Origin of the sequence: Nonomuraea sp. C10 (assembly GCF_008017515.1) — a bacterium.
In the GTDB taxonomy this organism is placed as follows: Bacteria; Actinomycetota; Actinomycetes; order Streptosporangiales; family Streptosporangiaceae; genus Nonomuraea; species Nonomuraea ferruginea.
On sequence record NZ_VPFF01000003.1, the window covers coordinates 666,171 to 688,277 of the forward strand.

Consider the following 22,107-nt stretch of genomic DNA (forward strand, 5'->3'; position numbering starts at 1 on the left):
TGCTCGCTGGGGGGTGCGGCTCGACGGGTTGGCGTGCCGATTTTAGGTCGTCGCCGTGCCGGGCGCAAAGGGCTTTCCGGACGTGTCCGGAAGGTCGTGATCTACCTGCCCGTTCGTGGGGACGGCCTGGTCGGTGGCCGCTCCGCCGCCGTCACGAACCCGCCACCGTCGGTGATGTAGAGCGGCCATGGCGGAGGTTCGTAGATTCTGGACATCCTTACGGATTCCATTCGACGGAGCCGCAAAACACCGGGAGGCAAACATGGAGAAGCAGAAGAACGAGACCAAGAAGCTCGAGCTCAAGGTCCGCAAGCTGGAGAAGATCGAGACCACGGTCATTCGCGAGACCAACGCCGCCTGATCTCGAATGACCTGCCGGAGCCGATCGAGCCGCGATCGGCTCCGGCTTTCCACTTGATGAAAGAGTGCGAGCATGCGGAAGCCCCGTGTCAAACGCGTTCATGTGCCCACGGTCTATCCGGACGGCCGGATAAGGATCAGTTACGGTCAATACGGTGTGGCTGCGGAATTGGAGGACGACGCCGAGGGAAACATCGCGCGGATCCTCACCCTCATGGACGGCACCCGGGACACCGAGCAGATCTGCGCCGACTTCGTGGCGAACAGCCCCGGGGTGGACCAGGAGAACGTCCGCGAGATCGTCGAGGCGCTCATCGCCGAAGGGTTCGTCGAGGACGCCGAGGCGGCGCCTCCCACTAATCTCTCCGCACAGGAGCTGGAGAGATACGCGCCCGCTCGCGACTTCTACTCGTGGATCGACACCATCCCGCGCGAGTCGCCCTACACCATCCAGTCGCGGATCAAGCAGGCCAAGGTGGCTCTGCTCGGCTTGGGCGGCACCGGATCCGCCGTCGCGGCCGGCCTGGTGGCGAGCGGAATCGGCGCCCTGCACGTGGCCGACTTCGACGACGTCCAGGAATCCAACCTGACCCGGCAGCTCCTCTACACCGAGCAGGACATCGGCAAGCCCAAGGTCGAGCGGGCGGTCGCCCGGCTGCGCGCGATGAACAGCCTGGTCACGGTTACGGGCGGCGACCTCAAGGCGACCGGGGCCGACGACATGGCCGCGCTGATGGCCGACTGCGACGTGTTCGTGCTCTGCGCCGACGAACCCCACCCGGACATCATGCTCTGGACGAACGAGGCGGCGCTGCGTACCGGGACGCCATGGTTCGCCAGCTTCTACGCGGGACCGATGGCGGTGGTCAGCTCCTTCCACCCGGGCGAGACCGGGTGCTGGCGCTGCATGCGCCTTGACGAGGACCGGAAGAAGCAGGCCTCCGGGCAGCGGGACCTCACCTACGACGAGGTCCGGCCCAACGCGGTGACCGCCGCCAACGCCAACGTCAGCGGCCACCTGTGCGCGCTGGAGATCATCTACCACCTCGGCGGCCTGCGCACCCAGACGCGCGGACGGGTGTTCCACTGGAACTTCGCCGTCTGGGACCACGCCTACGCCGTGGACGTGGTGCGCCACGACGACTGCCCCGCCTGCGGCTCGGCCGGCGGATGACCGCGCCCGTCCCCGTCGGCACGGCCGGCACGCTCCGGCTGCGCCCGCTCAGCATCCAGGCGGACGACGACCCGGACGGCGTCATCGTGGGACGGCCGGAGCTCGGCGAGTTCGTCAGCCTGCCCGCCCTCTACGGCAAGGCGATCGAGCTGCTCGGCGACGGCCTCCCGGTCGGCGCGGTCCAGCGCCGGATCGAGGACGAGCACGACGTCGAGCTGGACGTGGTGCAGCTCGTGGAGGCACTCGTCGAGCTCGGCTTCGTCGCCCGGCTGAACGGCGCGGACCTGCCGGACCCGGCCGAGCGGGTCCCGCCGCCCCACCTGCCCTGGCTGGCCGAGAGGCACGTGCGGTGGCTCTTCGGCCGCCCGATGGCGGTGCTGTGGGCGGTCGTGGTCGGGGCGGCGCTCGTCACCCTGTTCGGCCGGCCCGATCTGGTGCCCGTGTACCACGACTTCTTCTGGAGCGACTACATCGGGCTGACGACGCTGGTCAACACCGCGATGTTCTCGGTGGTGATCAGCCTGCACGAGCTGATGCACCTGGTGGCCGCGCGGTCGCTCGGCACCCCGGCACGCATCGGGTTCGGCACCCGGCTGCACAACCTGGTCGTGCAGACGGACGTCACCGCGATCTGGTCGGTGCCGAGGCGCTCGCGTTACCGCGTCTACCTGGCCGGGACCGCCTGCGACCTCTTCCTCTTCGCGACCCTGCTGCTCGTGCTCGCCCACGCGGACCCGCCGGAGGGGGTCGCGGCGCTCCTGCGCGCCCTCGCCCTAGTCATCATGCTGAGCGTCCCGTTGCAGATGCACGTCTACATGCGGACCGACTTCTACTTCGTGCTCGCCGACCTTCTGCGCTGCCGCAACCTGTTCGGCGACGGGCTCGGCTACGCCCGCTACCTGCTCCGCCGGGTGACCGCCGTCGTGCGGCGGGTGCGGCCGCCCGCCGACCCGAGCGCCGAGCTGTCCGCCCGCGAACGGCGGGCGGTGCGGATCTACGCGGTGCTGCTCGTGCCCAGCGCGGCGGTCGCCCTGGGCATGTTCGCGGTCTACACCCTGCCGATCATCGTCAGCTCGCTGATCCGGGCGCTGGTCGCCGTCTGGGAGAGCGTGAACGGCGGGCCGGTGCTCCTGGGCGTCGACGCCGGTCTCTTCCTGCTCGTCGAGGGCGGTATCCAGACGCTGTTCCTGGTCACCTTCGTCAAGTCGCACCCCCACTGGTTCCGCCGCTGAGGGTCAGCGAGGGGCGGGGCCGGTGCTCTCTCGTACGACCAGCTGGGGTTCGACCAGGCGGCGGGCCGGCTCCGTGTGGCCCGCCATGCGGTCGAGCAGCAGGTGGAAGGCATGCCTGCCGACCTCGCCGAACTCCTGGCGGACCGTCGTCAGCGGCGGCCAGAAGTAGGCCGCCTCAGGGATGTCGTCGAACCCGACCACGCTCACGTCGTCCGGCACCCGGCGGCCCGCCTCGCGCAGGGCGCGCATGAGGCCGAGCGCCATCTGGTCGTTGCCCACGAAGATCGCCGTCACCGAGGGGTCGTCGGCCAGGCGCCGGCCGAGCTCGTGGCCGGAGCGCGGGCTCCAGTCGCCCCGCAGCGGCTCGGGGACCGGGCGGCCCGAGGATTCCAGCACCTGCCGCCAGCCGTCGATCCGATAGTTGGCGTCCAGCCAGTCGACCGGCCCGCCCAGGTGGTGGACGGTCCGGTGGCCCAGGTCGAGCAGGTGGCGGGTGGCCCTGGCCGCCCCGGCGCGCTGGTCGACGGTGACGACGGGGACGGGGATGTCCTCACCGGCGTCGACCGCCACCACGGGCAGGTCGCGCGGCAGGTGGCGCAGGCCGTCGGCGGCGGATTCGTGCGGGGCGAGGATGACGACGCCGTCGACCGCCTGGGCGCGCAGCCGCCGCACCGCCTCCTCGATGGACCGCCTGCTGAGCAGGCTCAGGCTGGCGATGCTGACGCTGTAGCCGCTGAGCCTGGCGGTCTGCTCGATGCAGTAGAGAGTGGACGCGGGACCGTACAGGGTCGTGTCGATGCTGACCACGCCGAGCACGCCCGAGCGGCCGGTGACGAGCTGGCGGGCGGCCAGGTTGGGCCAGTAGTCGAGCTCGCGTACGGCGGCGAGCACGCGCTCGCGGGTTTCCGCCCGCACCCGGTGCGGTGCGTTGAGCACCCGCGAGACCGTCATCGCCGAGACCCCCGCCAGTGCTGCCACGTCGCCCAGCACGGCGGGCCTGCGCGGGGCCTCGGATTCGTCCCCTTTAGCGGCCATGCGCTCACCCCCTAGATTTGCAATAACGCTAACAGGGAGGCAAAGCCGGTTTCGCGCCTGCCTTTCCATCGGACGATTGACGGAGCCGAATAAGAATGAGGTTCGGCCGCCGAGGAGGACCATTGAACCTGCCCCGCATCGGGAGGACGGCCGAGGACCTGCTGGCCGAGCTGGCCCGGCTCACCGAGCACGACCTGCCCGTGCGCGGCGGCCAGGTGACCTCCTACGTGTACGACACCGGACGGCCCGAGGTGCACGACGCGGCGGCCCGCGCGTACGCGGCGATGCTGGAGGTCAACTGCCTGGACCCGACGGCGTTCCCGAGCATCGTCGAGATGGAGAAGCAGGTCGTCGGCGCCGTCGCGGACCTGTTAGGCGGCGGCCACGGCATCTTCACCAGCGGCGGCACCGAGTCGATCATGCTGGCGGTGAAGGCGGCCCGCGACGCGGCCTCCCGGCCCCGGCCGAACCTGGTGCTGCCGGTCACCGCCCACCCGGCCTTCCACAAGGCGGCCCACTACCTGGGGGTCGAGGTCAGGCCGGTGCCGGTGGACCTGGGGACGTTCAAGGCCGACGTGCGGGCGGTCTCGGAGGCGATGGACGAGGACACGGTGCTGGTCGTGGCGTCCGCTCCCTCGTACCCGCAGGGGGTGGTCGACCCGGTCGGCGAGATCGCCGCGGTCGCGGCGGAGGCGGGCGTGTTCTGCCATGTCGACGCGTGCGTGGGCGGCTGGCTGCTGCCGTGGCTGCGCGAGGCGGGCGCGGACGTGCCGCCGTTCGACCTGTCGGTGCCGGGGGTGACGTCGATCTCCTGTGATTTACACAAGTTCGGGTACGCGCCGAAGGGGGCGTCGGTGGTGCTGTTCGCCGACCCGGCGATGCGGCGGCGGGCGTACTTCGCGTCGGCGGCCTGGCCCGGCTACACGATCATCAACGCGACCGTGCAGAGCTCCCGGTCGGCAGGGCCGCTGGGCGGGGCCTGGGCCACCCTCCAAGCCCTCGGCCGGGACGGGTACGTCGAGCTCGGGCGGGCCACGCTGGAGGCGGCGGACCGGCTCCGCGCGGGGCTGGCCGGGATCGGCGGACTGCGGGTGCTGGGCTCCGGGTCGACGCTGGTGGCCTTCACCTCCGACGACGTGGACGTGTTCACGCTCGCCGACGAGGCGCGGGCGCGCGGGTGGTTCCTGCAGCCGCAGCTCTCGTACGCGGGGATCCCGGCGAACCTGCACATCACGGTCACGGGGGTGACGCTGGCCGGGGTGGACGCGATGCTGAAGGTGATCGCCGAGTCGGCGGAGGCCGCCCGGCGGCTCGGGCCGCCCGTTGTCCCCGACGGGCTGGTGGAGCTGATCACCGGGCTGGACCTGGACGCGCTGGACGACGCGACCTTCGCCGAGCTGGCCGCCTCGGTGGGGGTGGATCTGCGGCCCGGGTCCGGGCAGCCTCGGATGGCCGTGGTCAACGCCGTGCTGGACGCGCTCCCGGCCGAGCTGCGGGAGGCGATCCTGGTGCGTTTTCTGTCGGTGATCTATAGCTAGTACGGTTTGCGGTCGTGCTTCCGTTATCCCGTGCCGCCTGGGCAGCCGCCGTCTTCATCGCTCTCCTGCCCACGTGGTGGTTGTGGGAGGAGTGGTCGGCGCCGGAACCGCTGTATACGCAGGGCGTCGGCATGGAGAGCTATGAGGACTACGGCTACATCTACGGCATGGTCCGCCTCTATAGCAGTTCGAACCCGACGCCGGTGCTGTCGCCGCTGGTCGGCGACCTCGGCGCGGTCGCGGAAGTCGCCTACTGGTATGCGCTCCCGGCGGTGCTGGTGCTGGCCGGGTTCCTTGGCTGCCTGCGGCAAAGCGATCCGGAGGCGGCGGGGCGGCGGATCGCGTGGGGGCTGGTGGCGGTGGCGGCGGCGGGGCCGGTCACCGCGCCTGATTTCTCGCTCACTGTTCTCAGCCCGGAGTGGTTCGTGGCCATGGCCGACTGCTGGGGACGTGACCAGGTCTGCTACCTGCTCGCGGCCCTGCTGGTGCTGGCCGCCTCGCTCGGCATGCCGCGCCGTCCCGGCCAGGCCGCCGAAGGGACCGGGCTCAGGGCGGCGGCGCTGCTGGCCGACTACGTGATCTTCTGCGCGGCGCTCGGCCTGGTGATGCCGCTGCTCCCCGAGAGCCGTGACTTCGGGGGGCTGCTCTCCCACGGGGAGCCGGGGACGCTACCGGTGGGTCAGGATCTGGCCCTGCTGGCGCTGCTGTTCCTGTACGTGTGGATCCCGCGTGGCACGACCGTCGGCAAACGGCTGCTCGGGCTCCGGGTGGAGGGCGCCGGGCCGGGGAAGGCGGCGCTGCGGGCGCTGCTCTTCCCCGTCGCCGTGCTGTGGCCCGAGTACGGGGTGCTGTGGCTGGCCGCCGACGCGCTCTGGTCGTTCGCGGACCGGGACGGGCGGATGCTGCACGACCGCCTGCTGGGCACCTCGGTCACGGCTCGTTGACGCAGCGGAGGACCGGGGTCGAGGTGAGCGCCGACGGGTCCAGGGCGGCGTCCGAGGTGACGTGGAAGGTGGTGGTCTCGCCCGGTAGGAGGGTGACCAGCATGGTGTCCACCGACGCGGCGGGGTCGAGGCGGTCGGGGAAGAGGGCCAGGTCGCGGAGGATCGTGCGGGCGGTGACCGTCACGCGGTAACCGCCGTCCACCCGGTCGGCGGAAGCGTCGTAGGACGCCGGAGGGAAGGCCACGGCCAGGTCCTCGGCGAAGAAGGACAGGGTGCGCGAGTCGCCGAGGCGGACCGAGAGGAGTTCGCGGGAAGGGTCGTCGGGGGTGGCGACCGAAGGCGGGAGCGGCGCCCGCGCCACCGACCGGGGTTCCGCCGAGACCTCCAGGACGTCCTTGGCCAGCGGTTCCCCGTCCAGCCCGAGGCGCGTGACCAGCAGTGAGCCCTGCCATGCCGTGCCCGAGTCGTTGACCACCGCCACCGAGGAACCCTGCACGGTGAGCAGCCGGTCGGCGTAGAGGCGGCGCAGCGCGTACCAGAGGGGTTTGCGCCTGCCGTCGCCGTCGACCGCCGACCAGGAGGTGACCGGCCAGCAGTCGTTGAGCTGCCAGACGATCGTGCCCATGCAGTACGGCGCCAGCGCGCGGAACCGCTCGACGCCGAAGGTGATGGCGCGGGCCTGGTTGAGCTGGGTCAGGTAGTGCCAGTCGTCGAACGAACCCGGCGCGGGCAGGTGGTCGCCGAGGCCGCGCAGCAGCTTGCCGTTGCCGTCGTCGGCCTTCTGGTGGTGCAGGACCAGCGGGGCGTCGGCGGCCAGCTCCCCGGAGACGGCGCGGCGGAGCGTGGCGTACGCGGGCGGCCCCTGGAAGCCGAACTCGGCCACGAACCGCGGCGTGTAGGTCGCGTAGTGGCGGTAGTCCTCCCGGTTCCAGACGTCCCAGATGTGGATGGTGCCGGTGGACGGGTCCTGCGGCGGGGCGGCGGGGTCGGCCGAGAACGGGCTGCCGGGGATGTACGGGCGGGTCGGGTCCAGCTCGGCCACGATCGACGGCAGCAGGTCGTGGTAGAGGCCGCCGCCCCAGCTCCGGCCCGCCAGCTCGTCCTGCCAGCCCCAGTCGGCGTGCCCCTCCAGGTTCTCGTTGTTGCCGCACCACAGCACCAGGCTGGGATGCGGGGCGAGCCTGGTCACGTGCTCGCGCGCCTCGGCGGCCACCTCCGACCTGAACGGCTCCTCCTCCGGATAGGCCGCGCAGGCGAACGGGAAGTCCTGCCACACCAGCAGCCCGAGCTCGTCGGCCAGGTCGTAGAAGTCCTCGCTCTCGTACAGGCCCCCGCCCCATACGCGCAGCAGGTTGACGCCCGCGCCGACGGCCTGGCCGAAGCGGGCGGCGAGCCGGTCGCGGGTGATCCTGGACGGGAAGCAGTCGTCGGGGATCCAGTTGACGCCGCGGGCGAACACCGGCGTGCCGTTGACGACGAGCCTGAACGCCTCCCGTTCCAGCTCGACCGTCCGGAACCCGATCTTCCCGGTCCACGACGACTCCCCGAGCCGCACGGCCAGCTCGTAACGGTGCTGCTCCCCGTACCCGCGAGGCCACCACAGCCTGGGCGAGGGCACGGTCAGCGGCACGACGGCGGTCCGCTGACCGGCGGCGAGCCGCACCTCCGCCGAGACCCCGGCCACCTCGGCGACCAGGGTGAGCGGCGCCTCGGTGGCGCGCTCGACGCTCACGTGCACGTCCACCCGGCCCGAGCCGTCGGCGGCGACGGTGGCGAGCGGGCGGACCGCGGCCGGCCGGGCGCCGGTCCAGCTCTCCAGCCCGATCGGGCGCCAGATGCCGGCGGTGACCAGGGCGGGCCCCCAGTCCCAGCCGAAGTTGCAGGCCATCTTGCGGATGAACGCGTACGGCGCCTCGTAGGCGCCGGGGCGGGACCCGAGCGCGGCCCGCCGCTCCTCGGCGTACTCCAGCGCCGAGCCGAAGGAGACAGTGAGCGTGTTCTCGCCCTCGCGCAGCAGGTGGCGCACCGGGAACCGGTAGGAGCGGTGCTGGTTGGCGGTGGCGGCGACGCGCACCCCGTTCAGGGCGATCTCGGCCACCGTGTCCAGCCCCTCGCACACCAGGTCCGTGCGCTCGTGCTCGTCGCCCGACCAGGAGAACACGGTGGTGTACGTCCACGCGGTGCGGCCGATCCAGGCCAGCCGGTTCTCGTTGTCGTCCAGGTACGGGTCGTCGATGAGACCGGCGGCGAGCAGATCGGTGTGCACGCAACCGGGCACAGTGGCGGACACCGTGGCAGGCACTGTGGCGGGCACGTCCCCCGATGCGGCCGACAGGACCCAGCCGTCGTGCAGGGGTCGGTACGAGCTCACGTGGTTCTCCTTCAGCAGTCGTCGAGCTTGGCGCAGGCCACGAGGTGGCCGGGCTCGGCCTCGTACAGGCCGCCGGTCGCGCCGCGCTCGTGATACAGGCAGGTCTCCACCGGCGGGGCGTCCTCCCACGGGGCGTGCAGCCGGGGGACGGACGACAGGAGCTGCCTGGTGTAGGGGTGCAGGGGGTCGTCGAACACCTTGTGCGTCAGCCCCATCTCGACGACCGCGCCGCTGCGCAGCACGACCGTGCGCTCGGCCAGGTAGTGGCCGAGCGACAGGTCGTGCGTCACGTACAGCACGCTCAGCCCGCGGCCCTTGAGCTCGGCGAGCAGGTTGAGCACGTCGATGCGGGTGGAGGCGTCGAGCATGCTGGTGATCTCGTCGGCGATCAGCAGCTTCAGGTCGAGCAGCAGCGCCCTGGCGATCAGCAGGCGCTGCAGCTGGCCGCCGCTGAGCTGGTGGGGGAACTTGCCGAGCACCTCGCGCGGGTTGAGCCGCACGTCCTCGATGGCCGAGTGGACCCGTTCGGTCCACTCCTTGCCGGGGACCGACGGGTAGTAGCTGTCCTTGATCAGCTGGAACACCCGGTCGGCCTTGAAGACCGGGTTGTAGCAGCTGAACGGGTCCTGGAAGACGCCCTGGACGGACCGGTAGTAGTCCCGGCCCGGCTTGACGGGCACGCCGTCGACGGTGATCGTCCCGCCGGTCATCGGGATCAGGCCGAGGATCATCTTGCCGATCGTGCTCTTCCCGCTGCCGCTCTCCCCGATGAGGGAGACGACCTCGCCGGGCCGCACCTCGAAGCTCACCGCGTCCACGGCCGTCAGCGTCCGCCCGCCGAAGGTCCCGACCTTGTAGACCTTGGTGACGTTCTCGACTTTCAGCATCAGGCCTTCCAGCACGCGACGAAGTGGTTGGGCTCGATCTCGTTCACCGGCGGCTCCTCGGCGCACTCGTCGCCGGCCAGCGGGCAGCGGTCGCGGAAGCGGCAGCCCCGCGGCGGGTTAAGCAGCGACGGCGGGCTGCCGGGGATGCCGGCCAGCTTGCGTTCCTCGTAGCGGACGCCGATCTCCGGCAGCGAGTTGATCAGCAGCTTCGTGTACGGGTGCTTCGGCGCCTTGATCAGTTTCTCCGACGGCGCCTTCTCCGCCAGCTTGCCCGCGTACATCACCATGACCGTGTCGGCGATGTGCGAGGTCAGCGCCAGGTCGTGGGTGATGAAGATCATGCTCTTGACGTAGCCGCCGTCGCGGAAGCCGAGCAGCGCCTTGGCCACCGCCTTCTGGGTGGACACGTCGAGCGCGGAGGTGATCTCGTCGGCGATCAGCAGCGCCGGGTCGAGCAGCGTGGAGATGACCATGACCATGCGCTGCTTCTGGCCGCCGGACAGCTCGATCGGGTAGCGGTCGAGCACCTCGCGCGGCAGCCCCACCATGCCGATCCGGCTCTCCAGCTCCTTCCTGTCGAGCGTCACGCCGCGCGAGCGGAGCAGCTCGGTCACCATCCTGCCGATCCGGCGGGTCGGGTTCATGGCGCTCATCGAGTACTGCGGGATGAGCGAGATCTCGTGGAAGCGGTAGTCGTTCATCGCCCGGTCGTCGCCGATCGGCAGCTCGCGGCCGTCCAGCTCGACGGTGCCGCCGACGTGGCGCATCCGGCCGTCCATGCGGATGAGGCTCTTGCCCAGCGTGGTCTTGCCGCAGCCGGACTCACCCGCCAGGCCGAGGATCTCCCCGTCGTCCATGGTGAAGGAGACCCCGTCGAGCGCCTTCACATCGCCTCTGAGTGTCTTGTAGTGCACCCTCAGCTCGCTGACCCGCAGACTCATGTTTCCCTCAACTTCGGGTTGAAGACCTCGTCCAGACCGACGTTCGCCACGTACAGGGCGCCGACGACGGCGGTGATGGCCGCGCCCGGCGGCACGAACCACCACCAGAGGCCGAGCTGGAGCGCGCTCCACTGGGTCGCGTTCTGCAGCATCAGCCCGAGCGAGACGCCCTCCGTGGGCCCGAGCCCGATGAAGTCCAGCGAGGCGGCGATCAGCACCGAGCTGCCGAACAGCAGGATGAACGTCATGAACAGGTAGGAGCTCATGTTCGGCGCGATCTCCCGCGCGATGATCCTGGGCGTGCCGACCCCGCTCAGCCTGGCCAGGTCGACGAAGTCCCTGGACCGCAGCGAGAACGTCTGGGCCCGGATCGCCCGCGCCGCCCACGGCCAGGAGGTGAGGCCGATGAGCAGCGCCTGCATGCCGACGCTGCGGATGCCGAGGTAGGCGTTGATGATCAGCAGCACGGCCAGGGTCGGGATGACCAGCACGATGTTGGTGAGCATGTTGAGCACCTCGTCCACCATCCCGCCCCGGTAACCGGCGACGAACCCGATCACCATGGCGATCACGGCCGCGATGCCGCCGCCGATCGCGCCGGCCAGGATCGTGGTCCGCAGCCCGTACACGAACTGGACGAAGACGTCCTGTCCCTGCGTGGTCGTCCCGAACCAGTACTCCGACGAGGGCGGCAGCATCGGCATCGCCACGTACTCGTTGGGCGCGTCCACCCCCAGGATGACCGGCCCGAACAGGCCGGTCAGCGCGAGCACGAGCACGATGGAGAAGCCGATGACCAGTTTCGGGTTCCGTACGGCGAAGTAGAGCGCCTCGCGGCGCACCACGCGCTCCTCGGTGGGCAGTGCCGTCGTCGCGGTCATGCCTGCGCTCCCGCCATCCCGGTGCGCGTGCGTGGGTCGATGAGCACGTACACGATGTCGATGATGAAGTTGGCCACCAGCACCCCGATGACGATGAACATGAACGAGCCCTGCAGCAGGAAGAAGTCCTGGTTCTGGATCGCCTTGAGAATCAGGCTGCCGATCCCCGGATAGGAGAAGACGATCTCGGTGACCAGCGCGCCCGCGACCAGCACGCCGAGCTGCAGCGCCAGGCCGGTGATCTGGGGCAGGATCGCGTTGCGGTAGGCGTAGCGGCGGATCAGCTTGGCCGGCGCGCCGAGCGCCGCCAGGTAGTTGGAGTAGTCCGACTCCAGCTCATAGATGATCATGTTGCGCATGCCGATCGCCCACCCGCCCAGCGCCACCAGGAACAGCGACAGGAACGGCAGCGCCCAGTGGTGCAGCAGGTCCACGAAGAACGTCCAGGACCAGCTCGGCGTGAGCGAGAAGCTGTAGCCGCCGGCGATCGGGAACCATCCGGCCACCACGCCGAACCCCCAGGCCAGCAGCACGGCCAGCCACATGTACGGGGTCGCGGTGAGGACGTAGCCGACCGGCAGCACGGTGTTGTCCAGCAGCTTCCTGCGCGCGGCGAACGCGCCGAACCGGTTGCCCACCCAGTAGCTGAGCAGCACCGCCGGGATCATCAACCCCAGCGTGTACGGAACAGCGCCCATGATCAGGTCGGTCACCGGCACCGGGAAGACGTAGATGCTGATGCCGAAGTCGCCCCGGAAGAGCGCGCCCCAGAAGTTCAGGTACTGCTGCCAGATCGGCTCGTCGAAGCCGAAGAGGTTGGTGTAGTAGACCCGCATCGCCTCGACGGCCTCGGGCTGTGAGACGCGGGCCCTGGCCAGCATGCTCGCGACCGGGTCGCCGGGCATGAAGCGCGGGATCACCCAGTTGACCGTGACGGCGGCCACGAAGGTGAGGCCGTAGATGAACAGTTTCCTGCCGAAGTATTGGCGCACGAAGATCTCCCCAAGGGACCCCCTCCGCCCGGAGGACGGGCGGAGGGGGCGCCGTTGTGTCAGGTCAGCCGGCCGCCGGCTGGAGCTGGGTCAGCGTCTCGAAGCCGCCGAGCTCCATCCAGTTGCGCCACATCGTGGGCGCGTGCTTGGGGGCGCCTTCCGCCGCGGAGGGCCAGTTCTTCCAGGTCGCGTTGCTGGCCTGGGCCCACATGCCGTTGTACCAGAGCGGGATGATCGGCATGTCGTCCATGTGGATCTTCTGGATCTTGGAGATGACCTCCTTCATCCCCTCGACGTCGTCCGTCTTGACCTTGTCGAGCTGCTGGACCAGCTCCCAGGCCTCCTTGTTCTCGTAGCGCCCGAAGTTGGTGGTGTTCTGCACCTTCCGGATCGGGAGCTGGAACATGTAGTCGTAGTAGGTCCACGGGCTGCTGGACAGCTGGCGCTCGTTGTTGATGACCAGGTCGAAGTTGCCCTTGCCGCGCTTCTCCACCAGGGCGTTGAAGTCGGGGAACTCGGGGGTGATCTCGATGCCGGCCGCCTTGCCGCTGCTGGAGATGACCCGGGCCGCCTCCATCCAGTCGGTCCAGCCGGTGGGCACCTCGATGGTCAGGCTGATCTTCGAGCCGTCCTTGTTCTCCACCAGCCCGTCGCCGTCGCGGTCGCGGTATCCGGCGTCGGCCAGCATCTTCTTGGCCTCGTCGGTGTTGAACGTGAAGCCGTCGGAGCTCACCACGGCCTGGTCGACGAACTGGTCCCACTGCGGCAGCAGGCCGGTCGGGCTGGCCGCCTTGACCAGGTTGCCGTAGACGCCCTCGACGATCTTCTTGACGTCGACCGAGGTGGCCAGCGCCTTGCGGAAGGCGGGGTCGTCCATCGGCTTCTTGGTGGTGTTGGGCACCAGCCAGGCGGTGTTGGCGGACAGCATGTACGGCGGCTCGTCGTAGTACGAGGTGATGCCGAAGTTGCCGTTGATCAGGTTCGCCACGCCGGGCATGAAGTTGTTGCTGAGGTCCAGGCCCTTCTGCAGCAGCATGCCCATGGCGACCTCGTTGCTCGGGTTGGCCACGTCCACGATGTACTTGGGCTTGGGCTCCATGCCGAGCGCGGTCTTGCCCCACCAGTCGTCACGCTTGACCCAGACCACGCGGTCCTGGTCGTGGCTCTGGTACTTGTAGGCGCCGCTGCCCACCGGGTTCTCGTTGACGCCGTTGAGCACGTCCTCCTCGGAGCGGCCGCTCCACACGTGCTCGGGGACGATGACGCGGCTGTAGAGGTTGAAGTCCCACTCCTGGTAGTTGGCCTCGGAGAAGGAGAAGCGGACCGTCTGGTCGTCGACCGCCTCCACGTTCTCCAGCCAGTCCCACATGTTGTGGAACGGGACGGTCTCCATCTTGCCTAGGCCGTAGGAGAAGGCGACGTCCTTGGCGGTCAGCGGCTTGCCGTCGGCCCAGGTGACGCCCTGGCGGATCTTGGCCTCGTACGTCTTGTCGTCCGTCCAGCTGCCGCTCTCGGCGATCCAGGGGACGAGTTTGCCCGCGTTCGGGTCGTAGTGGAAGAGCGTCTCGTACACCAGGCCCTTGGTCCCGGTGGCGGAGTCCCACTCGCGGATCGGGTTGAAGTTGGCCGGCGGGCCCCACTGGGTGCCGGTCGTGTACAGCGTCTCGTTGCGGGGCAGCGCGCCGGCGTTGCCCTGGGCGGGCGGGCTGCCCGCCTGGGAGGTCGCGGGTGTCGGTGCGGCGGTGCCGCCGCCACCGGTACAGGCGGCTGCGGCCAGGCCCGCCGCGAGGAGCGGTATGAGAATCCGCGCCCGGGTCTGCATCTGTGCTCTCCTTCCCCCGCCTTGTCGGCGGAGGTCGACCGTCTGTCCAACCCCCGAACGTTGGGCGGCCCGGGACATACGCCGCCGCACGGCCGTCCGCTGCTGCCTTGTGGGAGCGCTCCCGAAATGTCACGGACGGCTTGTCGCTGAACCGGATAAGTACCGCGACGGTAAAATCGGTGCGACGATCGCGTCAAGGGTCGTAACGAGTTTGAGATGCACCGTTCGGAGGACCGGTTAAGCCGAGGGAGCGCTCCCAACGACGGTTTCGCAGGTGCGCGCCCTTCTCGCCGGTAGTAAGGTGCGTTCACGTACCTGACTAACCGGTTCACATCCAGGGGGCTCGGTGAAGCGACCAACGATCGCCGACATCGCGCGCAGGGCGGGGGTCTCCAAAGTGGCCGTCTCCTACGCGCTCAACGACCGCCCCGGCGTGTCGCCCGCGAAGCGCGCGGCGATCAAGGCCATCGCCGAGGAGATCGGCTGGCGGCCCAACAGCGCCGCCCGCGCGCTCAACGGCGCTCAGGCCCGCTCCGTCGGGCTCACCCTGTGCCGCCCCGCCCGCATCCTCGGCGTCGAGCCGTTCTTCATGGAGCTGATCAGCGGCATCGAGACCGAGCTGTCCGCCCGCTCCTACGCCCTCATGCTCCAGGTCGTCACCGCCCCCGAGCAGGAGACCGAGGTCTACCGGCGCTGGTGGGGCGAGGGCCGCGTCGACGGCGCCATCCTCGTCGACCTGCGCTTCTCCGACCCCCGCGTCACGGCGCTGCACGAGCTCGGCATGCCCGCCGTCGTCCTCGGCGACCCGTCCGAAGCCGGCGCGCTCACCCCCGTCTGGGCCGACGACGCCGCCGCCGTCCGCGAGACGGTCGAGTATCTGCACGCCCTAGGCCACAGGCGCGTCGCCCGCGTCGCCGGGCTGCCCGACCTCGTCCACACCGTCCTGCGCGACCAGGCGTTCACCGCCGCCTGCCGGGAGCTCGGGCTGGAGTGGCACACGATCATGCACACCGACTACACCGGCGAGGAGGGCGCCCACGCCACCCGCCGGCTGATGAGCGCCGCCACCCGCCCGACGGCCATCATGTACGACAACGACATCATGGCGGTCGCGGGCATGTCGGCCGCCGACGAGCTGCGGCTCCGGGTGCCGGCCGACCTGTCGATCGTGGCCTGGGACGACTCGCCGCTCTCCCAGATCGTCCGGCCCGCCCTCAGCGCGCTCACCCGCGACATCCCGGCCTACGGGGCGCACGCGGCGCGGGCGCTGCTGTCACTGATCGAAGGGCAGGAGGTCGAGGCCATCCGCGACCAGGCTCCCCGCCTCGTCCCCCGCGGCAGCACCGCCCCTCCCCCGGCCGCACAGCGGCACGGCTAACCCTGCCGACCACGAGGCCGACGCAGCGGAACAAGCTCAGCCATCGAGCTGACCAAGGGGTCTCAGCTTGGGCACATCGAGAGCTCGGGTCAGTGCTTGAGCGCGCTCGTGATGGCCTCGGCGAGTGGGGTCGGGGGCCGGCCGATGAGGTGCCGCAGGTCGTCGGAGGTACGGGTGAGCAGGCCGCGCTCGATCGCCCGGTCGATGTCGGCCACCAGGTCCGCCACCGGCTCGGGCAGCCCGGCGCCGAGCAGGAGGCCCCGGTGTTCCTCGGTGGTCAGGGGCCGGTACTCGACCGCCCGGCCCGACTGCTTCGACAGCTCGGCCGCGAACTCGGCGAAGGACCACGCCGTGTCGCCGCACAGCTCGTACGCCCTGCCCTCGTGACCCTCGCCGGTGAGGACGGCGACGGCCGCCGCGGCGTAGTCGGCCCGCGAGGCGGTGGCGATCCGCCCGTCGCCGGCGGAGGCGGTGACGGCTCCGCGTTCCAGGGCCTGGGGGATGGTCTCGGTGTAGACCTCGTGGTAGAAGCCGTTGCGCAGGAACGTGTACGGCACCCCGGCGTCGAGGATGGCCTGCTCGGTGGCCTTGTGGTCGGCGGCCAGGACGAAGTCGGCCTCGGGCCCGCCGAGCACGCTGGTGTAGGCGAGCAGCGCCACACCCGCGTCGCGGGCCGCCTCGACCACGTTGCGGTGCTGGGGCTCGCGCCGCCCCGGCTCGCTGCCCGAGACGAACAGCACCCTGTCGCCCGCGCGGAAGGCCTCACGCAACGCCTCGGGCTCGTCGTAGTCGGCGACCCGCACCTCCACACCCCGCTCGGCCAGACGGGCGGCCTTGTCCTTGTCGCGGACCACGGCGGCGACGGGCTCGCCCGCCTTCAGCAACCCGTCCACGACCAGGCCGCCGAGGTGTCCGGAGGCTCCGGTGACGACGAAACTCATGATGCGTGACATCCCTTCTGCCGTTTCCGCCCAGCTTAGGCAGGAAACTCACTCTGGAAGGAGTACACACTTCAAAGTAAGGTACTGACATGAAAGTAAGGGTCACGGAGGAGACGTGCCCGTACCGGCTCGTCCTGGAGCACGTCACCAGCCGCTGGGGCGTCCTCATCCTGCTGGCGTTGGAGAAACGCACCCACCGCTTCAGCGAGCTGCGTCGCGAGATCGGCAGGGTCAGCGAGAAGATGCTCGCCCAGACCCTCCAGACCCTGGAGCGCGACGGCTTCGTCCGCCGCGACGCCCGTCCGGTCATCCCGCCCCACGTCGACTACTCCCTCACCCCTCTCGGCCGCGAAGCCGCCACCCAGGTCCGCTCCCTCGCCGAATGGACCGAACGCCGCCTCCCGGCCGTCCAGACAGCCCGCGAGGAGTACGACTCCGCGAAGGGCTGAGCGTCGCCTACTCGCCGGTGAGGCCGTCGATCGACTCGCGGATGAGGTCGGCGTGGCCGTTGTGGCGGGCGTACTCCTCGATCATGTGGCACAGGATCCAGCGCAGGTTGGGGGTGTCGCCGTTGGGCCAGGTGCGGCGGGCGAGTTGCTCCGGGCCGCCGTCGGCCAGCGCATCCTTGACGGCGGCGCGGGAGCGGCTCACGGCGTCCTGCCAGAGCTCCATGAGCTGCTCCGGCGTGTCCTGGTCGGCCGAGTGCCAGTCCCAGTCGCTGTCGGCCTTCCAGTCGACCGCGTCCCACGGGGCGTGCGCGTCGCGGCCGTGCAGGAACGCCGAGAACCAGTAGTCCTCGACGTAGGCCAGGTGTTTGATCATGCCGCCGAGGGTCATCGAGGAGGCGGCGACGGTCACGTTCAGGCCGGCCGCGTCCAGGCCGCCGATCTTCCACTCGAACGTGGCACGCTGGAAGTCGAGGAAGCCCAGGAGGGTGCCGGTCTCGTCGGCGTTGACAGGAGGTTCCGGCCTGCCCTGCTCGTCTATGTTCGTCATGATCGGTGAGTCTAGAGGCCGATTCTGGGCGGTGTGCCCGCGCCGGCGAGCGCGTGGACGAGGTCGTCCGGATGGGTCAGCTGAGGGTAGTGGCCGGCTCCCTCGATCACCGTCACCGGCCTGTCCACGGGCGTGACCAGCGGGTCGGCCGAGCCCACGACGATGTCCACGGGCACCGTCACCCGGGACAGCGTGCTCGCGAGGCCGGCGCGGGCGGCTCGCAGGGCGGCGACGACGCGGCGGGCGTGACCGGGGCGGGCGAGGTTCGCGGCGGCACTGGCGGTGGCGGGGCTCTCGGGGACGCCGAGCGCGCGGGCCAGGCGGGCGGAGGTCATGCGCCGCAGCACGGGGACGGCGAGCGAGGAGCGCCGCGGCCACGGGACGGGAGCCTGGAGGAACGCCGGGGCGACCAGCACGAGGCGGGAGAGGCCGTCGGGGTGGGCCGCCGCGTGACGGACGGCAGGACCGCACGCCAGGGAGTGGGCCACCAGCGTGGGCCGGCTCCCGACCGGACGGAGGAGCTCGGCCAGCCAGTCCTCCAGAGGCCCGTCGGCGGGGGACGACCGGCCGAGACCGGGCAGGTCGGCGGCGAGGACGGGGGCGTCGAGCCGTTCGACCACCTCCGACCACGACGCGGAGTCGAGCGGCAGCCCGTGCAGCAGGACGTGGGACGGGTGCTCGCGCTCACCGGTCAGCCACGTCGCGCTGCCCGCGACCCGGTGGAACCCGTACGGTCCGCGCGGCGGGGCGGACGTGCCGAAGCCGGTGGCGACGAGGTCGTCGGCCCACCGCTTGAGCGCCGGTCCGACCGGGGGCATGGGACGCCTGGCGACGGCCTGGGCGGAGGCGGTGTCGTAGCGGTCCGCGGACAGGAAGGACAGGGTCTCCGGCTCGGCTCCGGTGATCGTACGGGGGAGGCGCCGCAGCAGCCCGACCGGGATCGTGCGTTCCGGCGCCGGGACTCCGAGGTGTGCGGCGATCAGCTTGACGAGGTCGGGCAGGTGGGGTGTCTCCTCGTCGAGCACCCAGTAGGCGTTGCCCTCGGTCCTCTCGTCCGAGGGGAGGTCGGCGAGGAAGGCGGCGAGATAGCCGAGGTCGACCACGGGCACGAACACCTCGGGGCCTCCCGGGACGGCGGGCAGCCGGCCGCGCCAGAGGTCGGACACCAGCGAGGCGAGGCCGATGAACTGGCCGGGGCCGATCACGGTGGCCGGGTTGGCGATGGTCAGCGGGATGCCCCTCTCCTGGGCGCGGGCCCGTACCGCCGTGTCGCCCTCCCGCTTGGACCCCTCGTAGGCGCCCAGCCTGCGGTAGTCGGGGGCGCCGCCACCGCTCACCCGGTATCCGCTGATGTGCACCACCCGGCGCAGGTACGTCAGGGTGGCGGCCCAGTCGAGGACGTTGAGCGCACCGGTGACGTTCACGGCTCGCGCCTCCGTGACGCCCAGGCCGAAGGCGAACCGGGCGGCGGTGTTGTAGACGTCGCGTACGTCTGCCAGGTCGTCCGCCAGACCGAGGCCGGGGCGGGTGATGTCGGCGGTCACGACGCGGAGGCCGTCGAGGGGGACGTCGCGTTCGGCGAGCGCGGAAGCCAGGCGGTCTCCCCCGCCGCGGACGGCGGCGGCGACGCCGTGGCCGCGCCGCAGGAGCTCCTCGACCAGGGCACGGCCGACGAACCCCGCGGCGCCGAAGACGATCGAGTCGGGTCGCATGGCAACTCCTTGCAAATAGATCGGTCTACATATTTTGAGGGCATGGGTCGGCCGGTCTCGGCCGTCGTTCACAGCAGGGCGGCGACCTTCCGGGCCGCCCGGTCCAGAGGCTCGCGGCTGCGTCGCGCTCTGGCCAGCAGCAGCGCGCCCTCGATCAGGGCCAGGACGGTCGTGGCGGCGTCGTCAGCGTCGGGGTGCCCGCCGGCGGCGAGCCGCTCCCGGAGTATGGCCTCCCACGAGTCGTAGACCTCGGCGCAGACCTGCTGGAGCGCGTCGTTCCCGGCCGCCATCTCCAGGGCGACCGTAGCCACCGGGCAGCCCTTGCGCCAGCCCGACGCCTCCAGCCGGTCGGCCAGCAGGTGGATGACGCCGGTCACCAGGGAGACGGTGTCGGGGGCGGCGTCCGCGAGGTCACGCACGGCCTGCTCGATCTCCCGGCCGGCCCGCCGCAGCGCCTCGGTGACCAGGTGGTCCTTGCCGCCGGGGAAGTGGAAGTAGAGCGATCCCCTGGGCATGCCGCTGGCGGCGATCACCTGGTTGAGCCCGGCGGCGGAGTATCCCCCGGCCTCGATCAGCTCCTGCGTCGCGTCGAGCAGCCGCGCCCGCGTCTGGTCCCCTTTGCGTCCCACACGAGTGAAAATAGACCGGTCTTCATATAAGCGCAACCGTCCGGCAGTTCTCACCTGCGCACGCCGGGCCCGTCCGCGCGTTCGCCCCGGAGGGCCGGGTTCTGCTGCCACCGCTCGATGACCTGCCGGAAGGCCTCGCTCAGGAGGAGGAGGAGTTCGGCGGAGGTCTCGAAGCGGGCCCCCGCCGGCGTCGTGACCCCGAGGATCTCGGCCCCGCGCCGTGACGCGGCCGCCAGGGCCTCGTTCATCCGCAGAGCCGCGAGGAGGTTCGGGAGCCAGATCTCGTCGTCGACGACATAGCGTTCGCGACGCGCGCCGGGAACCCGCTCGCGCCTCAGCATTCCCTGCTGTTCGAGGAAGGCGATGGCGTGCGAGATCGACGCCGGGCTGACGCGGAGCCGCTGGACCAGGTCGGCGGCAGTGAGCGTGCCGGAGTCCGTGATGTACAGGCAGGCCAGCACCCGGGCCTCCATCCGGGGCAGCCCCTGCTGGACGAGAAGCTCGGTGAAGGACTCCGTGAAGTCGAGCACCGCTCGGGGATCACGCCCGTGGTCGTCGTCGGGGATCGGCGGCGCCGGCGGCCGGGACGGCTTGTGCCGGCGCGCACGATGCCGCGCGGCCTCGTGGGCCCGGTCCGCACGGTAGTCGTCGGGCCCGCCGTTGCGGGCGACCTCCCGCATCACGGTCGAGGCGGGCCGCCCCAGGCGCCGGCCGATCTCCGCGTATCCGAGCCCCTCGGCCAGCCCCTCGGCGATGTGCCGACGGTCCTCGTCAGTGAGTCTGCCTCCGGGCATCGGTGTTCGTCTCCCATCCGCCGGCATGCGCGCGCTCGCTGCACAGTATGCATTCACTCCGAGTCTGTTGCAATGCCTGCTTGATCATTCATTGCGTTCAGCTCCAGTCTCATTGCAATGCAAGCATCTAGATGCTGCTTCAACAGGAAAGATGCACGCTTTTTTGTGTTGACTGATTCTTGAATGCAATGTAGCTTTCCATGTGTTCAAAGATTTCCGAACAGACGGTGAGCGAGGGGATGATGATGGAACACAGCAACGGCGGCTTCTCCGCGGCAGGGCTACGCAAGATGCGCGAGGTGCTGGCCGAGCATGTCGACTCCGGGAAGATCCCCGGGCTCGTCGCCCTGGTCAGCCGTGGCGGCCGGACGCATGTCGAGGCGCTCGGGACGATGCACCGCGACGGCGGCGCGCCGATGAGCCGCGACACGATCTTCCGGATGGCCTCCACGTCCAAGCCGGTCACGGTCGCGGGGGCGATGGTGCTGCTGGACGAGTGCCGGCTGCGGCTGGACGACCCGGTGGAGCCATGGCTGCCCGAACTGGCCGACCGGCGGGTGCTGAGGCGGATCGACGGCCCGCTGGACGACACCGTGCCGGCGCGGCGGCCGATCACCGTACGTGACCTGCTGACCTCCACGTTCGGGCTCGGCATGGACATGATGGCGCTCGGCACGCCGATCATGAACGCGGTCTTCGAGCGAGGGCTCACGCCCAACCTGCCGGTGCCGATGCCCGAGCCTGACGAGTGGATGCGCCGTCTGGGCGAGCTTCCGCTGATGCACCAGCCCGGCGAGCACTGGCAGTACCAGATCAGCAACGACCTGCTCGGGGTGCTGGTGGCCCGGGTCACCGGCCGGTCGTTCGAGGATTTCCTGCGCGAGCGCGTCTTCGACCCGCTCGGGATGAACGACACCGGTTTCCACGTGCCCGCCGACCGGCTCGACCGGCTGCCGACTCTCTACGCCCCCGACCCGCAGACCGGCGAGTTCCTGGTGTGGGACGAGGCCAAGGGAGGGCGGTGGAGCGAGCCGCCGGCGTTCCAGGGAGGCGGCGGCGGGCTGGTGTCCACCGTCGACGACTACCACGCCTACTTCCGGATGCTGCTGAACGGCGGGGTGCACGAAGGGAAGCGGATCCTGTCGCGGCCCGCCGTCGAGCTCATGACCACCAACCGGCTCACGCCCGAGCAGACCGCCGCCCGCACCGCCATGGCCGTCGACAACGTCCACATCTCGCACGGCCAGGGCCAGCACGGCGGCTGGGGCGTGGGGATGGCGGTGCGCACCTATCGCGGCGACTACGCTCCGGTCGGCCAGTTCGGCTGGGACGGCGGCACCGGCACCACGAGCTACGCCGACCCGCACAACCGGCTCGTCGGCATCCTGCTCACCCAGGTCGGGCTGTCCGTCCCGGATCCCGCGCGGTTGATCCACGACTTCTGGACCACGCTCTACCAGGCCATCGACGACTAACACCG

General features: G+C 70.5%; 19 protein-coding genes. 7 read left to right on the forward strand and 12 right to left on the reverse strand.

Annotation, left to right across the window (positions count from 1 at the left end):
- The first annotated feature begins 517 nt into the window (after positions 1-517).
- Positions 518-1,534, forward strand: a complete 1,017-nt coding sequence (locus FR742_RS34595) for a ThiF family adenylyltransferase (protein WP_187281507.1) — start codon at positions 518-520, stop codon at positions 1,532-1,534.
- On the forward strand, positions 1,531-2,766 hold the full coding sequence (locus tag FR742_RS34600) for a hypothetical protein (protein ID WP_148035507.1): 1,236 nt from the start codon (positions 1,531-1,533) through the stop codon (positions 2,764-2,766). Before FR742_RS34595 ends, FR742_RS34600 begins: the two co-directional genes overlap by 4 nt.
- A gap of 3 nt (positions 2,767-2,769) precedes the next feature.
- Here FR742_RS34600 and FR742_RS34605 read toward each other — a convergent pair whose 3' ends face one another.
- Positions 2,770-3,801: a LacI family DNA-binding transcriptional regulator gene (locus FR742_RS34605; protein ID WP_148035508.1), complete on the reverse strand. Its 1,032-nt coding sequence runs from the start codon at positions 3,799-3,801 to the stop codon at positions 2,770-2,772.
- A 122-nt stretch (positions 3,802-3,923) separates the two neighbouring features.
- Between FR742_RS34605 and FR742_RS34610 the strand changes: the two genes are divergently transcribed.
- Positions 3,924-5,339 (forward strand): aspartate aminotransferase family protein, encoded by a 1,416-nt coding sequence (locus FR742_RS34610; RefSeq protein WP_261808949.1) that lies wholly within the window; start codon positions 3,924-3,926, stop codon positions 5,337-5,339.
- Positions 5,340-5,353: 14 nt separating this feature from the next.
- Positions 5,354-6,283: an RDD family protein gene (locus FR742_RS45435; protein WP_222709230.1), complete on the forward strand. Its 930-nt coding sequence runs from the start codon at positions 5,354-5,356 to the stop codon at positions 6,281-6,283.
- Here FR742_RS45435 and FR742_RS34620 read toward each other — a convergent pair.
- The 6 genes from FR742_RS34620 to FR742_RS34645 all read right to left on the reverse strand — a co-directional run bounded on the left by FR742_RS34620 (position 6,270) and on the right by FR742_RS34645 (position 14,177).
- Positions 6,270-8,654, reverse strand: coding sequence for a glycoside hydrolase family 2 protein (locus FR742_RS34620; protein WP_148035510.1), 2,385 nt, complete (start codon positions 8,652-8,654; stop codon positions 6,270-6,272). The genes FR742_RS45435 and FR742_RS34620 overlap by 14 nt on opposite strands.
- Positions 8,655-8,665: 11 nt before the next feature.
- Complete coding sequence (locus tag FR742_RS34625) at positions 8,666-9,541, reverse strand: ATP-binding cassette domain-containing protein (RefSeq protein ID WP_148035511.1); 876 nt, start codon at positions 9,539-9,541, stop codon at positions 8,666-8,668.
- The gene (locus FR742_RS34630; RefSeq protein ID WP_148035512.1) at positions 9,541-10,482 is read right to left on the reverse strand and encodes an ABC transporter ATP-binding protein; all 942 of its coding nucleotides are present in this window, start codon (positions 10,480-10,482) and stop codon (positions 9,541-9,543) included. Before FR742_RS34630 ends, FR742_RS34625 begins: the two co-directional genes overlap by 1 nt.
- The gene (locus FR742_RS34635) at positions 10,479-11,363 is read right to left on the reverse strand and encodes an ABC transporter permease (protein WP_148035513.1); all 885 of its coding nucleotides are present in this window, start codon (positions 11,361-11,363) and stop codon (positions 10,479-10,481) included. Before FR742_RS34635 ends, FR742_RS34630 begins: the two co-directional genes overlap by 4 nt.
- On the reverse strand, positions 11,360-12,355 hold the full coding sequence (locus tag FR742_RS34640; protein WP_148035514.1) for an ABC transporter permease: 996 nt from the start codon (positions 12,353-12,355) through the stop codon (positions 11,360-11,362). The genes FR742_RS34635 and FR742_RS34640 overlap by 4 nt, the downstream gene beginning before the upstream one ends.
- A 64-nt stretch (positions 12,356-12,419) precedes the next feature.
- Positions 12,420-14,177 (reverse strand): ABC transporter substrate-binding protein, encoded by a 1,758-nt coding sequence (locus FR742_RS34645; RefSeq protein WP_148035515.1) that lies wholly within the window; start codon positions 14,175-14,177, stop codon positions 12,420-12,422.
- Positions 14,178-14,523: 346 nt separating this feature from the next.
- Between FR742_RS34645 and FR742_RS34650 the strand changes: the two genes are divergently transcribed.
- Positions 14,524-15,555, forward strand: coding sequence for a LacI family DNA-binding transcriptional regulator (locus FR742_RS34650; RefSeq protein WP_148035516.1), 1,032 nt, complete (start codon positions 14,524-14,526; stop codon positions 15,553-15,555).
- An 89-nt stretch (positions 15,556-15,644) separates the two neighbouring features.
- On the opposite strand, the gene FR742_RS34655 is transcribed toward FR742_RS34650, so the two are convergent.
- Positions 15,645-16,496 (reverse strand): SDR family oxidoreductase, encoded by an 852-nt coding sequence (locus FR742_RS34655; protein ID WP_148035517.1) that lies wholly within the window; start codon positions 16,494-16,496, stop codon positions 15,645-15,647.
- A gap of 89 nt (positions 16,497-16,585) precedes the next feature.
- Here FR742_RS34655 and FR742_RS34660 point away from each other — a divergent pair, with 89 nt between their 5' ends.
- Positions 16,586-16,945: a helix-turn-helix domain-containing protein gene (locus tag FR742_RS34660; protein WP_148035518.1), complete on the forward strand. Its 360-nt coding sequence runs from the start codon at positions 16,586-16,588 to the stop codon at positions 16,943-16,945.
- A 7-nt stretch (positions 16,946-16,952) separates the two neighbouring features.
- Here the strand turns inward: FR742_RS34660 and FR742_RS34665 are convergent, their stop codons facing one another.
- The 4 genes from FR742_RS34665 to FR742_RS34680 form a co-directional block, all read right to left on the reverse strand.
- Positions 16,953-17,492, reverse strand: coding sequence for a DinB family protein (locus tag FR742_RS34665; protein WP_148035519.1), 540 nt, complete (start codon positions 17,490-17,492; stop codon positions 16,953-16,955).
- Between the two features lie 11 nt (positions 17,493-17,503).
- Positions 17,504-19,204 carry an alpha/beta fold hydrolase gene (locus tag FR742_RS34670; protein WP_148035520.1) on the reverse strand — a complete coding sequence of 567 codons (1,701 nt, stop codon included), beginning with the start codon at positions 19,202-19,204 and terminating at the stop codon, positions 17,504-17,506.
- A gap of 68 nt (positions 19,205-19,272) precedes the next feature.
- Positions 19,273-19,833: a TetR/AcrR family transcriptional regulator gene (locus FR742_RS34675; protein ID WP_148035521.1), complete on the reverse strand. Its 561-nt coding sequence runs from the start codon at positions 19,831-19,833 to the stop codon at positions 19,273-19,275.
- Positions 19,834-19,883: 50 nt separating this feature from the next.
- The gene (locus FR742_RS34680) at positions 19,884-20,627 is read right to left on the reverse strand and encodes a helix-turn-helix domain-containing protein (protein ID WP_148035522.1); all 744 of its coding nucleotides are present in this window, start codon (positions 20,625-20,627) and stop codon (positions 19,884-19,886) included.
- Between the two features lie 245 nt (positions 20,628-20,872).
- Between FR742_RS34680 and FR742_RS34685 the strand changes: the two genes are divergently transcribed.
- A complete protein-coding gene (locus FR742_RS34685; protein ID WP_148037139.1) occupies positions 20,873-22,102 on the forward strand; it encodes a serine hydrolase in 1,230 nt (409 codons plus the stop codon).
- The last annotated feature ends 5 nt before the right edge of the window (positions 22,103-22,107 follow it).

Bases quoted from the DNA above. Each gene is read 5' to 3' on its own strand.
- FR742_RS34600 (WP_148035507.1), top strand. From the start codon at position 1,531: ATGACCGCGCCCGTCCCCGTCGGCACGGCCGGCACGCTCCGGCTGCGC.
- FR742_RS34605 (WP_148035508.1), bottom strand. From the start codon at position 3,801: ATGGCCGCTAAAGGGGACGAATCCGAGGCCCCGCGCAGGCCCGCCGTG.
- FR742_RS34625 (WP_148035511.1), bottom strand. From the start codon at position 9,541: ATGCTGAAAGTCGAGAACGTCACCAAGGTCTACAAGGTCGGGACCTTC.
- FR742_RS34630 (WP_148035512.1), bottom strand. From the start codon at position 10,482: ATGAGTCTGCGGGTCAGCGAGCTGAGGGTGCACTACAAGACACTCAGA.
- FR742_RS34635 (WP_148035513.1), bottom strand. From the start codon at position 11,363: ATGACCGCGACGACGGCACTGCCCACCGAGGAGCGCGTGGTGCGCCGC.
- FR742_RS34645 (WP_148035515.1), bottom strand. From the start codon at position 14,177: ATGCAGACCCGGGCGCGGATTCTCATACCGCTCCTCGCGGCGGGCCTG.
- FR742_RS34655 (WP_148035517.1), bottom strand. From the start codon at position 16,496: ATGAGTTTCGTCGTCACCGGAGCCTCCGGACACCTCGGCGGCCTGGTC.
- FR742_RS34660 (WP_148035518.1), top strand. From the start codon at position 16,586: ATGAAAGTAAGGGTCACGGAGGAGACGTGCCCGTACCGGCTCGTCCTG.
- FR742_RS34665 (WP_148035519.1), bottom strand. From the start codon at position 17,492: ATGACGAACATAGACGAGCAGGGCAGGCCGGAACCTCCTGTCAACGCC.
- FR742_RS34670 (WP_148035520.1), bottom strand. From the start codon at position 19,204: ATGCGACCCGACTCGATCGTCTTCGGCGCCGCGGGGTTCGTCGGCCGT.
- FR742_RS34680 (WP_148035522.1), bottom strand. From the start codon at position 20,627: ATGCCCGGAGGCAGACTCACTGACGAGGACCGTCGGCACATCGCCGAG.
- FR742_RS34685 (WP_148037139.1), top strand. From the start codon at position 20,873: ATGGAACACAGCAACGGCGGCTTCTCCGCGGCAGGGCTACGCAAGATG.